This is a genomic window from Clostridium frigidicarnis (assembly GCF_900111985.1).
GTDB lineage: Bacteria > Bacillota > Clostridia > Clostridiales > Clostridiaceae > Clostridium_Z > Clostridium_Z frigidicarnis.
Genome location: NZ_FOKI01000064.1, coordinates 1 through 13,715 on the forward strand (window position 1 = coordinate 1; position 13,715 = coordinate 13,715).

Genomic DNA, 13,715 nt, shown 5'->3' on the forward strand with positions numbered 1-13,715 from the left:
TTCATGTACCTAAAAAACATCTTAGGAATTTTATATAGAATAATGCTTTTTTACTTTATAGGATATTATAAAATTTCGAATCTGTGGATAACTTTGATAACTATTAAAATATATAGATTTTTTAGTTGAAAACTTTAATGAGTGAAAAATTACAAGTGACAAGTTGCAAGAGTTTAAGAAATTGACAATTCAAGGATAAATCTTCTAAGGAAGATTTTAAAATTTAAAAAATATAATTTAGAGAAAATCTGTGATTTTCAACCTGAACTTTCAACTTTCAACTTTCTACTCTCAACCTTCAACTTTATGTTTAGGAAGTCTGTGACTTCCAACAATAATCGTCAATTGCCAATTATCAATTGTCAATTAAAAAAAGGGCGCAGCCTTTTGTTCTTAGTGACAAATAAAAGTTATCCACAGGATTTATAAAATAATAGAGCTTATCCACAAAATATTCAGAAAATAAAAATTTTTTGATGATTACTGTGGATAGATATCGTAAATGAAAATAAAAAAGTTGAAAATTTGTTTATATAATTAGTATAGTTGTTGAATGTGCCTAATTTATTTTAGAGAATAATAAATTTTATATTTTAAAATATACTTTTAAATGTATAATATATATGTTGTTAGTATATACGTAAAGTTATATAATGCATTTTCAAAAAAATAATAGACCAGTATTTTTGTTTATTTGGCATAATACTTCATTATCAAAAATCACTCATAGCACCACTATAAATGATTTTCAACTCTGTGTCTTATACCAAATATACTTAGAATCTGTGGCTTATTATTTTTTAAGATGCCTAAGTAATTACTCATGAATGTAGGAAATGTAAAAAAATATATATATTTAGAACTAGATTAAATATTAAAGCAAGAGAGGATTGTAGAGTATGGAAAGAATAGATAAGGTTTTATCAAATTTAGGATATGGAAGTAGAAAAGAACTTAAAGGTATTGTAAAGAAAGGATTAGTTAAAGTTAATGGAGAGGTTATTAAGGATAATGGGCTTCAAATAGATCCAGAAAAAGATAAGATAATTATAAATGGTGAGGAAGTTTACTATAGAAAACACATATATCTACTTATGAATAAACCAGAAGGAGTAGTTTCTGCAACTTGTGACAAATATGACACAACGGTTGTAGATTTATTAGAGGCAGAGGATGCAATTTTTGAACCGTTTCCAATTGGCAGATTAGACAAAGATACAGTAGGATTATTATTACTAACTAATGATGGAGAACTGAATCATAGATTAATTTCACCTAAATGGCATGTTGATAAAGTATATTATGCAAGAATAGATAAGGTTGTAACAGAAAGTGACATAAAGCAATTTAAAAAAGGTGTTGTGTTAGATGATGGATACAAATGCATGCCTGGAAAACTAGAGATTATAGGCGATTATAAGGAAGGATCAGAAGTTCATATTACTATACAAGAAGGAAAATTTCATCAAGTGAAAAGAATGTTTGAGAGTGTAGGAAAAAAAGTTATATATCTTAGAAGGGTTAAATTTGGTCCTTTAGATATTGATGAAAATTTAGAAGAAGGTCAATATAGAGAATTAACAGATGAAGAAATAAATCTATTAAAAGGAAATTAATACTATATTTTTGAATAAAAAAACATTATAAAAAAGTATATATGAATAAAAAAAATCAATAAAACTAAAAAAAAGGTAAAAAAATGTTGAAAAGTCTTGCATATGCAGGAAGTATAAATTATAATATTATTGCAGATAAATAAAGAGATAAATAGCCCCCTTTTTATTTACTCTAAAACACAACCTTACCCCAAGGGTTGTGTTTTTTTATTTTATTATAGAATATTTTGAATAATAGTGTTAAAATTTAAGTAATAGGATTTGGCGGGGGTGGCTAAATGGAAAGATATAGGTCGAAAGTAGAAAGCGAGGAAATGGATTTACTATTTCAAGCAATATTAAGCTTAAAAAACATTGAAGAATGTTATAGGTTTTTTGATGACATATGTACCATAAATGAAGTTAAGGCATTAGAACAAAGGTTACAGGTTGCAAAGATGCTTAGACAGAGAAAAACGTATCTTGACATAGCTAGTTCTACTGGGGCAAGCACAGCAACAATAAGTAGAGTAAATAGATCGTTGAACTATGGAAGTAATGGTTACAAGACTATTTTTGAAAGAATAAACTGGAAAGAATAAGAAGAGAAATAAAAAAGTATTCAAGCATAGACTTACCTAATAATAGATAAGCTATGCTATTTTTTTATCTTATATAATCGTAATTATATTTTTCTGATTAACAAGGTAAGAGGTACTAGTGATTTTTAATGGAGAATAGCCTTAGTAAATGAAAAATGTTCATAAAAATCATTTGTGCATAAAATAGCTTTAAATTAGGAATATTTGATATAATAATATATAGTGACTATTTATTATGAAAAGAGGAGAGGATTTAATGGATTTGAAAGCACTGCTTAATAAAGAGCAGTATGAAGCTGCCACCACTATAGATGGTCAGGTTCTTATACTTGCAGGAGCAGGTTCAGGTAAAACAAGAGTATTAACTCATAGAATTGCTCATATGATAGAAGATTTAGATATATACCCATCTCAAATACTTGCCATAACATTTACTAATAAAGCGGCAGGAGAAATGAGGGATAGAGTTAGAAGTTTGATTGGTGAGCATGCAGATAACATGTGGATATCAACTTTTCACTCAAGTTGTGTAAGAATTTTAAGAAGAGAGATCGAGAACTTAGGATATAAAAAAGACTTTACAATATATGATACATATGATCAAAAAGCTCTTGTAAAACAATGCATGGGTGAGTTAAGTATAAATGACAAAGATTTAACTGAAGGTGAAGTTCTGGGGAAAATAGGAAGAGCTAAGGATGGATTAGTTACCCCGTCTCAATTTAAAAGAGAAAATGAAAGCAACTATAGAGAAAATAAAATAGCAGATATTTATGAGTTGTATCAAAGAAAATTAAAAAGCAATAATGCATTAGATTTTGATGACTTAATATCAAAAACAATAGAATTGTTTAGGCTATGTCCTCATGTTCTAGAGTTTTATCAAAAAAAATTCAAGTACATTATGGTAGATGAATATCAAGATACCAATAAAGCACAATATGAACTTGTAAAACTTCTAAGTGAAAAATATAAGAACATATGTGTGGTTGGAGATGATGATCAATGCATATATCAATGGAGAGGAGCGGATATAAGAAATATTTTGGACTTTGAAAAAGATTATCCAAGTACAAAAATTATAAAGCTCGAACAAAATTATAGATCAATGGCTACAATATTAGATGCAGCCAATAAGGTCATAACAAATAACAGTGAAAGAAAATCAAAGGTACTAAGAACTGAAAATCCTTCTGGAGAGAAAATAAAAGTTTGTAGAGCCTATTCAGAAAGTGATGAGGCAATATTTGTTGCAGGTGAAATAAAAAAGTTAAGAGATAAAAATGAGAATCTGACTTTTAAAGATTTTGCAATTCTTTATAGAACAAACTCCCAGTCTCGTAACTTTGAGGATGCATTTATAAGAAAGGATATACCTTATAGAATTATTGGTGGTTTAAAGTTCTACGATAGAAAAGAAATAAAAGATATTATGTCATATTTAAAAGTGGTGGCTAATCCACAAGATGATATAAGCTTAAAAAGAATAATAAATGTTCCAAAGAGAAGCATAGGAGATGCAACTGTTGAAAAACTTATGTCTTATGCTTATGATGGAGGATTAAATTTTTATGATGCAGTATTGGAAGTTGAAAATGTTCCAACACTAACTCCAAGAAACATAACATGTATAAGTAAATTTAGAAATTTAATGGAAGAAATAAGGGCAATGAGTGAACAACTTCCAGTTTCGGACTTTATTGAATATATATTAGAGGTTACTGGATATTTAAATGAAATAAAATCATCAAAGGATCCAGAAGATCAAAGTAGGGTAGATAACCTTGAAGAATTGGTGTCAGCAGCAGCAGCATTTGATCATGATAAGATGGAACAGGATAAGAGTCTTTCAGCATTTTTAGAGAAGACAACATTAGTTTCTGATGTTGACAATTATGATTTGGATGCAGACACAGTTACATTGATGACAGTACATAGTGCTAAAGGACTTGAGTTTCCAGTGGTATTTATGGTAGGGATGGAAAATGGTATATTTCCAGGTACTTCATCATTTAATAGTGAAAAGGAAATGGAAGAGTCTAGAAGACTGTGTTATGTAGGTATAACAAGGGCTAAGGACCTATTATATATGACATCAGCAGAGGTTAGAAGGGTATATGGAAGAACTCAATGTTATCCACCTTCAGATTTTTTACTTGAAATTCCTAAGTCATTGAAGGATCTTATGAATTCAAGGGGAGAAGTATCAGAAAGTAAAGCTTCAGCTAGAAATAATCATAGAATTACAAATAATAATCCCCATAGTATGAGAAATATGATGAAAAATAATGGTAATGCTATAGATGCCATAAAGAATATAATAGATCAAGGAAGTGAGTCTTATTTAACTAAAGAAGAGGCTTCAGTTGGAAGAAAAATAAAGCATGAAAAATTTGGAACTGGAACAATTGTAACAGTAACCCCTTCAGGTAATGATGTTAAACTTACAATAGCATTTGATAAAATGGGAGTGAAGCAATTACTTCTTAGCTTAGCACCGCTAAAGGTACTTTAATTAGGGGGAAATTATAGTGAATAAAGAAGAAAGAATTAAAATTTTAATACAGGAATTAAATAGATATAGTCATGAATATTATGTATTAGATAAGCCTTCTATGAGTGATAAAGATTATGATGAGAAATATGATGAGCTACTTACTTTAGAAAAAGAAACAGGAATAATTTTACCTTATTCTCCAACTCAAAGAGTTGGAGATAGGGTATTACCTGAGTTCTCTAAATATAAACATAAAGCAAAACTTTGGAGCCTAGATAAAGCTCAAAGTTTAGAAGAATTGAATGAGTGGCATAAGAGAAATATAAAAGCTGTAGAAGAGTTTAATAAAACTAATGAAAACTCACTTCCAGAGCTTAGTTATGTTATAACTAAGAAATTTGATGGTTTGACATTAAATTGTACTTATAATGAACAGGGTATTTTAATTAAGTCGGCAACAAGAGGTACAGGAGAGATTGGAGAGGATATAACACTTCAATCAAAAACTATTAAAAGTTTACCTTTAAAGATAGACTATAATAGTTCTATGGAGATACATGGGGAAGCTATAATGACAAAAGAAGCTTTTGAACATTATAATAATAATTCAGGAATTCCACTGAAAAACTTAAGAAATGGAGCAGCAGGAGCTTTAAGAAATCTTAATTTAAAAGAAACAGCAAAAAGAAATTTGACAGCATTTTTCTATGATATTGGGTACAATGAAGGACTACAGTTTAAGACATATATTGAAATGTTAGAGTTTATTAAGGAAAAAGGTTTTTTAATGGATGACTATATTAAAATATGTAAGTCCATTGATGATATAGAAAAAGAGATAGCTTATATAAGAGATATAAGATTTGATTTAAATTACGATATAGATGGAGTAGTTATAGCTGTAAATGACATAAGAACAAGAGAAATGTTAGGATATACTGTTAAATTCCCTAAATGGGCAATTGCATATAAATTTGAAGCTCAGGAAGCTACAACCATACTAATGGATGTTGAATGGAATGTTGGAAGAAGCGGAAGAGTTAGTCCTACTGCTATATTAGAACCAGTTGAGTTGGCTGGAGTTACTGTAAAGAGAGCTACTCTTAATAATATGGATGATATAGAAAGAAAAGGTGTAAAAGTAGGAGCTAGGGTATTTGTAAGAAGATCTAATGATGTTATACCAGAAATTATGGGTGTAGACGAAACATCGTTAGAGCATAGTGAAGAAATAGAACCACCTAAAGTATGTCCATATTGTGGTAGTGAATTAATAATAACAGGAGCACATTACTTCTGTGAAAACACATTATCATGTAAGCCTCAAATGGTTAAAAGCATAGTACATTATGGGTCAAGAGAAGCTATGAATATAGAAGGGTTTAGCGAAAAAACAGCAGAACAATTATTTGAAAAATTAGATATAAGAGCTTTAGGTGATTTATATACATTAACTAAAGAGCAACTTCTTACACTAGATAAATTTGGAGAAAAAAAAGCTCAGAATTTATTAAATGCAGTACAGAAAAGTAAAACATGTGAATTGCATGCATTTATATATGCTCTAGGAATACCTAATGTTGGTGTTAAAACTTCTAAAGATTTGGTTAAGTCATTTAAAACATTAGAAAACATAAAGAATGCAACATTTGAAGAACTGGTTAATATACAAGATATAGGTGACATAGTAGCTAAAAGTATATGTGAGTTTTTTCATGATGAAACAATAATAAAATCTATAAATGATTTATTAAGTTTAGGTATTACACCTTTATATGAGGAAAAAGAAATTTTAAATAAAGGAAATGTATTCGAAGGTAAAACTATTGTAGTTACAGGGACATTAAAGAATTATTCTAGAACAGAAATAAAGGACAAATTAGAAGAATTAGGTGCAAAAGTATCAGGATCTGTTAGTAAGAAGACTGATTATGTTTTAGTTGGAGAAGAGGCTGGTTCAAAATACGAAAAAGCTAAATTGCTTGAAATAACTATTTTAAGTGAGGATGATTTTCAAAATATGATATAAGAGTAAAAATTAATACTCTTTACAAAACTGCTCTATAGTTGTAATATAACAATGTTGAGGTGGTTTTGGGAGGAATAAAAATGAAAAATTATAACAAAGTTAGTACTTCCTCATTAAGTAACATAGATAAGCTAGAAAAAATTATAGTGTACTTATCATGGAGTTTTGTAGTAGTCACTCTAATTACTTTAATATGTGTTTTTTTAACAACACATAACATAATGTATATTAGAATATTTAATAGTTACTATGCACTTCAGGTATCAGTGTGCATAACTATGTTTTTATGGGGATTAAAGTTTGCTTTTTATAAGGATGCTAGGGTGAGAAAGTTTTACCCAGTAATTTGTTTGAGTATTTCAATTGTTTCAATATTTTTTATGATATTAAACGTATATTAATTTAATGGTGTGTTGAAGAACGCACCAATTTTTATTTATAGGATAAAAGTTGTTCTAAAATTTATTTCATAAATACTATATGGAACATCCCCTTAATGAAGATTCGTTCTATATTAATAAACAATGAAAATAAAAAGGTTATAATAAAAACTATTTTTTAGTTTTTATTATAACCTTTTCTTACTTTTACTTAGTTACAGAATTGGAAGAATTATCTGAGATTATAGTATCGGATTCTAATTGAGTATCATTACAATTAGTTTTATTTTCATATTCATTTATGTCATTCTTAATATTACTACTATTGGTAGCATTTTTAGCTGCTAATTCTTTATTAAGTTTATATGATTGTTTAACAAATAAAGACATGTTTTGCACTAGATTTTCCATAAGATAATTCTTATATTTTATTTGTATAAACGCTTTACTCAGTATGACAAAAGCAGCTATAGATAAACCAGTAAAAGTAAGTAAAGATATTATGATTACTATTTGAACTAATATAGTTAACATAAGCTCCACTCCTCCGCTAAATTATAGATATGAAAATTATAACATAATCAATAAATATATAAAACTTATGAATATCTTAAATACAATATTTAATGTAATAGTGTTTAAAATTAGTAATTAATGTTAATAATTCTAATAAAAAGTATTAATAGGTGATGAGTATGAAAAAAGTTATATTAAGTATTTTAGTTGTTTCGCAATTATTTTTTAGTGGATGCGTACAGAAGAAAGATATAGAAACATTAAATGAAAAAAGTGACCTCACATATAGTTTAGAGCAGTTACCACGAAATTTATGTATGTTTAAAGATGATTATGTTAGATCTCAAGATTTATTATGTGCTTTGTTCGATGGATTAGTAACTTTAAATGCTAATAATGAGATATCAGAGGGGTTAGCTGGAAGCTATAACATTTCTAATGATGGAATAACATATACATTTAAGCTAAGAGAGGGGATAAGTTGGAGTAGTGAAAAACCTATAGTAGCCTCAGATTTTGTGGAGTTTTTTAAAAATTTATTAGACTCAAAAGCTAAAAATGCATATGTAAGCGAGTTATATTGTATATATGGAGCTGAAGATTTTAACAAGGGTAAAAAAACTTTTAAAGATGTTGCTATAGATGCTCCGGATAATAGTACTTTAACTATTAGGCTTAATTCTGATACACCAGAATTCTTAAAGATTCTTACTAAACCAATGTATAGACTGAGAAGAAACTTTGATAAATTATCAGATATAGAAAAGAACTTTAAAGAAGTAGATTATAGTGGAGCTTATGTAATAGATAGTTTTAAAAATGAAAATATACTTGAATTAAAAAGAAATAATAGTTATTGGGATAAACCATTAGAAGAAAAAATAAGTATAGTTGCAAATAGCCCAGAAAAAGCATTAGCTTCTTTTAATTCGGGAAAAGTAGATTTGATGTTTGATTTACCACTAAAAGAAACAACTGTAGATGAAGAAGTAGGAAATTTAAAGTTTACTCCTGACAAAGATATGTATGCATTAATTTTTAATTATGAAAAGAAAGATTTGTGTGGAAATTATAATTTTAGAAAGACAATAAATGAGACGATAAAATTTCTATATAGTGAAGAGGATATGTACTCTAAAGCTGGGTTGATAGAAGGAAATGGAGACATGGCATTCAGTACATTAGAAAAGGATTCAATTCAAACTTCAAGTAAACAGTTAGAAAATGTTGATATATCTAAAATAAATTCATTATTTAAAGAAATGGATTTTGATAAAGGTAAATTAATAACTTTAGTATCTCAAAATGATAATAAAAGTAAACTTATAGTTGAAGAATTAGAAAAAGTATTTAAAGAGGATTTAGGACTTAGAATAAATAAAAAATATTTTTCAAAAGATGATTATAATAAAGTTTTAGAAAATGGGAGTTTTGATATTGCATTAAATATTTATAAAAACCCAGAAAGAAAAGACACATTCCTAAAAATGTGGACGAAGGATAATAAAAAAAATGTTTCTAAGTATAGCAATAATGATTATGATAAAATTGTAAATAAAACAACAATAAACAAGCAGGAGAAAGAGAGTATGATTCTTTCGTCTATATCAATATTATCTAAGGATATAGCTTATATACCCGTTTATTATGATTCATTAAGTTATGCTACAAGCAAAAATATTAAGGATATAGAATTAGATGGCAATAATAATGTAGTATTTAAGACGCTATATAAAAATGGAATAGAAGATTAAGGCACATGAAAGAAAATAACAAGTAAAAGATACCATGTATATTTTGTGAATGTGCCTAACATAAATTAAAATACCTAGAATTTTATTCTAGGTATTTTAATTTGCTCATTAACTTGTCACTTAAAGAATGCGTAATCACTTTTGTCATGTACAGGAAAGTATAAAAAAAATTGATCTTAAAATGCTTATAAAACCTAGGGTTAAAGGGTTTTTCAATTGAAAAATGAGAATTTACAATTGACAATGTTGGATGAAATCTTCTTAATAAGATTTCTAAAATAAAAAATATTATTAAAGAAAATTTGTGATTTTCAACAACAACTGTCAATTCTCAATTATAACGTGGCGTAGACACTTTTTGGCATAACATATAAAATTAAATATGAGAATTTATTGTATATAAATTTATAAATAATGAAAACATATTTTCATATGAATCAAAGTAAGATTTTATTTTGGAAAAATTACATTTTTTTGTATTGTAATAAACTGATTTATACATTATTGGAGCAAAACCTGAAGATTCAGGTGGTAAAATAGAATTAGGTCTAAAATTAGAGTCACTAATTAAATCATCTGCTTTTAATGAAAAATTATTATATCTTTCAACGCTATCCAAATTAGGACAATCTGGCCATGATGGAATTAAATTTGAATCAATAAAATGTTTTTTATAGAAATCTACTATATGCATATCAAATTTATTATCCTCATTACAAAGTATTAATGAACTTAAAAATAGATTTATATCAGAAGCATATATTTTAAATTCTTTCTTATTTTTCTTTTTCATAAGTACACCTAATTTCTCATCATATAAATTATCTAAGATCTCAAGTATGTCATCTTTTTGCTTATTGAAATTTTCTAAACCGGTAAATTTTTGATACATACAAATATTAATTAAATTTAGTGGTAACTCTTTAAAATCATCGTAATTATATAATCTATTTTCGTCTAAAAAGCATTGAAAATGATAATCCATTAAATCCATTAATAACTCTTTAGCGGAATCGTCATTAGAGTAATTACAGAATAAATTTAGAGATAGAAGTAAAGTAGCTCTTTCAACATGGGAAACCTCATATAATTCATCTCTATAATGAATAAGCATATTTAAAATATCAGAAGAAAAATCTTTATAAACAGAGCTATCTCTGGAATTAGGATCTATTGAATAAAGATAATTTACAAGCATAATAAATCCTTGGTCACTAACTTTATAGACGTTATCAGTGGACTCTAAAGAGATATTCTTAGATGATCCAGGAGAAAGATTTTTTTTGTCAACAAATATACCATCTTCATTTCTTAGATATTTATAATAAAAATCCAATTGACATTTACATAAATTGGAGTATAAAACACCTAAGGAATATAATTTTTTATCTAATGTTTCTAATTTATAATAGTAGTTTGATATATTTAACAAATTTAAAGTAAAGAGTATATTAGAAGAAACATTGATGTCTTTTTTAAAAGTATTCTCATCCCAATAAAGTCCATACTTGTTTTTTAAAACCTTGCCATCACTCTTTTTATACATGCACAAAAGTAGAGAATTTTCTTTAAATATGTTAATATCAATGTTAGGTGATGATGGGATTTTAAGGTCTTTTAGTGGTGTAGTTATTCCGCATCTAGAGTTTAAAGCTATGTGTTTTAAAGATTCTTTAGTAAAATGATCTAACTGATTTTTTACATTGTCTATAGATAGAGAGTTGATTCTTAAAAATGGTCCTATATATCTCAAATTTTTCACCTCAAATATTAATCCTTATATAAATAATATGAAGACTTCAATGAAATAGTTCTTATTTTATTGAAAAAAGGAGTAATCTTATGAAATCAGGAAAACTTAACTGGGATGATTTAAAAAATATTATAGATAAAAATAGGGGTGCTTATAGAGAAGAGGTTCTAGTATCAAATGGAATAGGGGAAGATTGTGCTATATTAAATTTAAATAGAAATAATATAGTAATATCAACTGATCCCATAACTGGGGCAGGTAGTAATTTAGGAAAGTTAGCTGTTAATATAAATTGTAATGATATAGCTTCATCTGGTGGAGAAGCAGTTGGGATTATGGTTACAATACTAGCACCCACAACTAGTAAGTTAGAAGAGATAGAAGAAATAATGAAAGACATAAGTAATGAGTGTAAAAAATTAAATGTTGCAATAATAGGAGGTCATACAGAAGTTACTGATGCTGTTAATAAAATAGTTGTGTCATGTACTGTTATAGGAAAGGCTAATTCTATAATTACTACTAAAGGAGCTGAAGTAGGGGATGATATTATTGTCACTAAATATTTAGCATTAGAAGGGTGTAGTATATTAGCCCATGATAAAGAAAATGAATTAAAGAATATACTTTCAAAAGAAGAGATAAATGAAGCTAAAAATTTTAATCAGTATCTGAGTGTAGTAGAAGAGGGAAAAGCCTGTGGAAAAATAGGCGTTACATCTATGCATGATATAACTGAAGGTGGAATTTTAGGTGCACTATGGGAAATGGCTGAAGCATCAAATGTTGGATTTGAAATATATGAAGAATTACTACCTATAAAAAATACGACAATAAAGATATGTAAATATTTTAATATAGATATACTAAGGTTTATATCATCAGGATCAATGCTTATTATAAGTCATAATAGCGATGATATTATAAAAAATCTAAAAAATATAGGAATAAAAGCTACGGTAATAGGTAAAATAACTGAAGAAAAAAATGGCACGTTAATAAAATCTAGTGGAGAGGAAATTAGCGTTAATCCACCAGAACGAGATGAGTTATTTAATATTTAAGTGATAAATTGAGTTCAAGAGTATAAGAGTGAGTTGAATGAAAGGATTAGAGTAGAAAAATTATAATGTAAAATACACAGTAAAGTTTAAGCTATTGAAAAAGGGGGAATGTCAAATGAAAAAGTTAATAGTTGCAAGTAACAATGAACATAAAATAAAGGAAATAAAAGAGATTTTGAAAGATTTATCTTTAGATATAAGAAGTCTAAAAGATGAAAATATATTTATAGACGTTGAAGAAGATGGGAAAACATTTAAAGAGAATGCATTGAAAAAAGCGAGGGAAATATATAAGTTTTTGAATAACAGGAATGAAAAAGATTTTATAGTAATGTCAGATGATTCAGGATTAGTTGTGGATATATTGAATGGGGAACCAGGAGTTTATTCAGCAAGATATGCAGGTGAGCATGGGAATTCTAAGAAAAACAATGAAAAGTTATTAAAAAAATTAAGTGAATTCAGCATTGAGGAACGAAAAGCTTATTTTATATGTTTAGTTGCTTTAATTAATCAAGAAGGAAAAGAATTAACAATAGAAGGTAAAAGTTATGGATATATAACTGAAAATTTAAAGGGGAATGAAGGATTTGGATATGATCCAATATTTTTCGTGAAGGAATTTAATAAGACATTTGCAGAAATGACTCCAGAAGAAAAAAATTCTATAAGTCATAGGGGAAAAGCACTAGAGAAATTAAAAGAAGAAATTTCACAATTGATTTAGGAGTAGAGTTAATATGGTTATAGCAGTAGTTAGTGATACACATAGGCAAGCAAGCAGTATATTAAAAGCAGTAGAAGAAGCAAAAAATGCAAAGGTAGATATGCTAATACATTTAGGGGATAATGTTGCAGATATAAAATTGATAAAGGAATGCTTTAATAAAGATATAGTTTTTGTAAAAGGAAATTGTGATTTTGAATCATATGTTAAATCAGAAAAAGTGTTAAAAATTAATGGGGTTAATATATTTATTACACACGGTCATGAATATAATGTGGAGTACAATCTTTTAAATTTAAAATTGAAGGCTCTAGAGCTTGGGGCTCAGGTGGCACTTTATGGGCATAGTCATGTAGCCATGATAGAAAGGGATAGTAATATAATAATGGTTAACCCAGGAAGTACAAGTCTACCTAGAGGTCAAAATAAATCTATGGCTTTTATAGAAATAGATGAAAAATCTAATATTGAAATTAACATAAAGAAACTAGACTAAATCTAAAAGTATTTAGTCTAGTTTCGTATTGAAATAGACTAGCATACTGACTTGTTATTTTTTGAATATGCCTAAATAAAAAATATAAATAAAAAATACAAAAAAGTATTGACTTTAAAAAAAACATGGTGTAAAATAAATGATGTCGTCAGGAATTGATGATGAATAAGCAATATCGGGGTGTAGCGCAGATGGGAGCGCGCGTGGTTTGGGACCATGAGGTCGCAGGTTCAATCCCTGTCACCCCGACCAATTTTATGCGGGTGTAGCTCAATGGTAGAGCTCCAGCCTTCCAAGCTGGC

At 27.7% G+C, this 13,715-nt stretch carries 11 protein-coding genes and 1 tRNA gene; 10 read left to right on the top strand and 2 right to left on the bottom strand.

Annotation, left to right across the window (positions count from 1 at the left end):
* Window positions 1–899 precede the first annotated feature (899 nt).
* The 5 genes from BM119_RS18555 to BM119_RS18575 all read left to right on the top strand — a co-directional run bounded on the left by BM119_RS18555 (window position 900) and on the right by BM119_RS18575 (window position 7,124).
* Entirely contained in the window at window positions 900–1,616 is a 717-nt protein-coding gene (locus BM119_RS18555; protein WP_090043203.1) for a pseudouridine synthase, read from the top strand.
* Window positions 1,617–1,894: 278 nt separating this feature from the next.
* Complete coding sequence (locus tag BM119_RS18560) at window positions 1,895–2,197, top strand: YerC/YecD family TrpR-related protein (protein ID WP_090043204.1); 303 nt, start codon at window positions 1,895–1,897, stop codon at window positions 2,195–2,197.
* Window positions 2,198–2,453: 256 nt separating this feature from the next.
* Window positions 2,454–4,712, top strand: coding sequence for a DNA helicase PcrA (gene pcrA / locus BM119_RS18565; protein ID WP_090043205.1), 2,259 nt, complete (start codon window positions 2,454–2,456; stop codon window positions 4,710–4,712).
* Window positions 4,713–4,725: 13 nt separating this feature from the next.
* Window positions 4,726–6,723 carry an NAD-dependent DNA ligase LigA gene (gene ligA / locus BM119_RS18570; RefSeq protein ID WP_090043206.1) on the top strand — a complete coding sequence of 666 codons (1,998 nt, stop codon included), beginning with the start codon at window positions 4,726–4,728 and terminating at the stop codon, window positions 6,721–6,723.
* An 80-nt stretch (window positions 6,724–6,803) separates the two neighbouring features.
* Window positions 6,804–7,124 (top strand): hypothetical protein, encoded by a 321-nt coding sequence (locus BM119_RS18575; RefSeq protein ID WP_090043207.1) that lies wholly within the window; start codon window positions 6,804–6,806, stop codon window positions 7,122–7,124.
* 186 nt (window positions 7,125–7,310) lie between these two features.
* Here the strand turns inward: BM119_RS18575 and BM119_RS18580 are convergent, their stop codons facing one another.
* Window positions 7,311–7,637, bottom strand: a complete 327-nt coding sequence (locus tag BM119_RS18580) for a hypothetical protein (RefSeq protein ID WP_090043208.1) — start codon at window positions 7,635–7,637, stop codon at window positions 7,311–7,313.
* Between the two features lie 161 nt (window positions 7,638–7,798).
* Between BM119_RS18580 and BM119_RS18585 the strand changes: the two genes are divergently transcribed.
* On the top strand, window positions 7,799–9,373 hold the full coding sequence (locus BM119_RS18585) for an ABC transporter substrate-binding protein (RefSeq protein WP_177199508.1): 1,575 nt from the start codon (window positions 7,799–7,801) through the stop codon (window positions 9,371–9,373).
* A gap of 376 nt (window positions 9,374–9,749) precedes the next feature.
* Here the strand turns inward: BM119_RS18585 and BM119_RS18590 are convergent, their stop codons facing one another.
* Window positions 9,750–11,126 carry a hypothetical protein gene (locus tag BM119_RS18590; protein ID WP_090043210.1) on the bottom strand — a complete coding sequence of 459 codons (1,377 nt, stop codon included), beginning with the start codon at window positions 11,124–11,126 and terminating at the stop codon, window positions 9,750–9,752.
* A gap of 89 nt (window positions 11,127–11,215) precedes the next feature.
* On the opposite strand from BM119_RS18590, the gene BM119_RS18595 reads away from it, so the two are divergent.
* From BM119_RS18595 to BM119_RS18610, 4 genes are all read left to right on the top strand, one after another.
* Window positions 11,216–12,190 (top strand): AIR synthase family protein, encoded by a 975-nt coding sequence (locus BM119_RS18595; protein ID WP_090043211.1) that lies wholly within the window; start codon window positions 11,216–11,218, stop codon window positions 12,188–12,190.
* Between the two features lie 115 nt (window positions 12,191–12,305).
* Window positions 12,306–12,917 (top strand): XTP/dITP diphosphatase, encoded by a 612-nt coding sequence (locus tag BM119_RS18600; RefSeq protein ID WP_090043212.1) that lies wholly within the window; start codon window positions 12,306–12,308, stop codon window positions 12,915–12,917.
* 13 nt (window positions 12,918–12,930) lie between these two features.
* Window positions 12,931–13,413: a metallophosphoesterase gene (locus BM119_RS18605; RefSeq protein ID WP_090043213.1), complete on the top strand. Its 483-nt coding sequence runs from the start codon at window positions 12,931–12,933 to the stop codon at window positions 13,411–13,413.
* A gap of 176 nt (window positions 13,414–13,589) precedes the next feature.
* Window positions 13,590–13,665: transfer RNA gene (locus BM119_RS18610), tRNA-Pro, on the top strand.
* Window positions 13,666–13,715: the final 50 nt, after the last annotated feature.

What these genes read in the sequence shown, in the direction of transcription:
- pcrA (WP_090043205.1), top strand. Translation starts at nt 2,454, where the DNA reads ATGGATTTGAAAGCACTGCTTAATAAAGAGCAGTATGAAGCTGCCACC.
- BM119_RS18600 (WP_090043212.1), top strand. Translation starts at nt 12,306, where the DNA reads ATGAAAAAGTTAATAGTTGCAAGTAACAATGAACATAAAATAAAGGAA.
- BM119_RS18575 (WP_090043207.1), top strand. Translation starts at nt 6,804, where the DNA reads ATGAAAAATTATAACAAAGTTAGTACTTCCTCATTAAGTAACATAGAT.
- BM119_RS18585 (WP_177199508.1), top strand. Translation starts at nt 7,799, where the DNA reads ATGAAAAAAGTTATATTAAGTATTTTAGTTGTTTCGCAATTATTTTTT.
- BM119_RS18580 (WP_090043208.1), bottom strand. Translation starts at nt 7,637, where the DNA reads ATGTTAACTATATTAGTTCAAATAGTAATCATAATATCTTTACTTACT.
- BM119_RS18595 (WP_090043211.1), top strand. Translation starts at nt 11,216, where the DNA reads ATGAAATCAGGAAAACTTAACTGGGATGATTTAAAAAATATTATAGAT.
- BM119_RS18555 (WP_090043203.1), top strand. Translation starts at nt 900, where the DNA reads ATGGAAAGAATAGATAAGGTTTTATCAAATTTAGGATATGGAAGTAGA.
- BM119_RS18605 (WP_090043213.1), top strand. Translation starts at nt 12,931, where the DNA reads ATGGTTATAGCAGTAGTTAGTGATACACATAGGCAAGCAAGCAGTATA.
- BM119_RS18560 (WP_090043204.1), top strand. Translation starts at nt 1,895, where the DNA reads ATGGAAAGATATAGGTCGAAAGTAGAAAGCGAGGAAATGGATTTACTA.